General features: G+C 50.5%; 1 protein-coding gene. It reads left to right on the top strand.

Translation table 11 applies throughout. The features are described 5' to 3' along the window. Positions 1 to 15: 15 nt before the first annotated feature. Positions 16 to 1,963 (top strand): autotransporter outer membrane beta-barrel domain-containing protein (locus tag IJN28_04830; protein MBQ6713093.1); only part of this gene is annotated, 1,948 nt, incomplete at its 3' end.

Raw genomic sequence — 1,963 nt, 5'->3', positions numbered from 1 at the left:
GGCGTAGGCCGCGAAATGCGCAGTATCAAAGTACTGCCGAACGGCACCGCATACATCATGTGTTATAACATCGCCAACTACGGTTCGTCGATCAACCTCGACGTATACAAAACGACCGTATCCAACCTCGTATCGGATACGCCTAACGACTGGGAAAAAGTCTATGCCAAAGAAGGCGCTGACGGCTGGTTCGGCAGGATCGATGCCGAATACGATACGAACCGCCTGTGGATGCAGGTAGGCAACGAACTCAACATCTTCACCGACGGAGAGACTGACCCCACTGTCTTCGGGGCAGACGACTTCACGACCAACCCTGCCTACAATCAGCTCTACACGTGGGACACTATCAAGACTGACCAAGTAGCAGGCGAGCTTGCCAAACTGCGTGAAGGCAGTGAATTGGTAAACAATACGGCACATCTCTGGAAAGAAATTGACAGTAAGACATCAACAGCACCATTGACTGGTGGGATGGGGAAAAACCTGTATGTAACCGACATACAGTATACTGACCTTGACAATAATATCTTGGCAGCGATACGCCCTGAAAAAACAACGGTTGTAAATGCTGGTTCTAAGGCTGCTAATGTTCAGGTCGAGAACGATACAGCAACTCCTGTCGGCATCTATGTTGCTCCCGATATGAACGTAGAAGTCAAGACAACTAGAGGACTTAATATCATCACCAAGAGCCCCGAAAACGGCAACTCGCTGACGAATGCCGTCTGGCTCGACCCGTCTGATAATGGCGGCTCCTCGCTGACCATCGTAGCAGGCACTAAGCTCAAAACAAGGGATCTTAATATCCGTGTAGACGGCGGTATGGGTGGGAACGGCATCGCTATTGCCAAGACCGACCGTTGGGGCGAAGACAGCAAGGAAGCGGCAGCAGCATCTACTATCCATGTTGAGTACGGCAACGTCAATATCAAAGGCGAGACGAACCAGGATTGGGGCATCGGTCTCCGTAAGGATAACGTCATCTCCCGCTACAACAATACAGGTATCATTACCAAAGTCGAAAAAGGTAATATCCTTGTAGATGGCAATGTTGATATCGACGTATACGGCAACGGCATCGCTACTGTCGCTGATGACAGTTCCATCACCGTTGCAAAAGGCGGACAGATCACCGTACCGAAAGGCACAGACTATGCTTACTATGCACTTGCTTCCTATGGCGGCGACGTTGCGATGAACCTCGGTGCAGACGGCAAGACAGTAGGTGCAAATGATGTCAACATCGACGGCGATATCTTTGTCTTGAAAAAAGAAGATGCGGCAGATGCAAGCGTATCGCTCGCACTTACTACGGCGAACTCGCACTTAAGCGGTATCATCGACAACGGTTCTACGGCGAACCTCTATCTGCAGAACGGCGCTGTATGGACGAATGAAGCGAACAACTCGCGCTACTATCAGGATAACGAAGATATCGGCAACGGCGAGAAGAGCCGCGTGACCAACTTCTATGGCGGCAGCAGTAAAGATGCGATGGGCATCATCAACCAGACTGCCAAGAGCAAAGATCTCACCATCGACAACTACAGCGGACATACGATGGTAACGTATACGCATGATACACAGACTCCGACCAATATCCTCGGCGGCGATACGACGATCACCAAAGCCGCGGAAGACTCTTCCATTACGCTCCGCACCGATAACAACGGCATTGATGTGTCGATGAAAGATACGGTAGAAGCTGTACTTGATGCTCTTGCTCATAAGCTCTATTACTCGAGCTATGTATCGGGTGAACGTAATCTTGACGGCTATGTACAGATCGCAGAAGGCCTTACGACAGCATCTGTTACACAAGCAGTCGGTGATATCGAATTCAGCACGACTAACGGTCAAGGTAGTCTAAAAGCGGACAGTACAGGCGGCAATGAAGGCAGCGGCTCTGAAGGAGAAGGCGGCAATGAAGGCAGTGGCTCTGAAGGAGAAGGCGGCAATG

This window comes from Selenomonadales bacterium (assembly GCA_017442105.1).
In the GTDB taxonomy this organism is placed as follows: domain Bacteria; phylum Bacillota; class Negativicutes; order RGIG982; family RGIG982; genus RGIG982.
The sequence above is the reverse complement of the archived record's forward strand: the minus strand, read 5'-3'. Positions and strand labels throughout refer to the sequence as shown.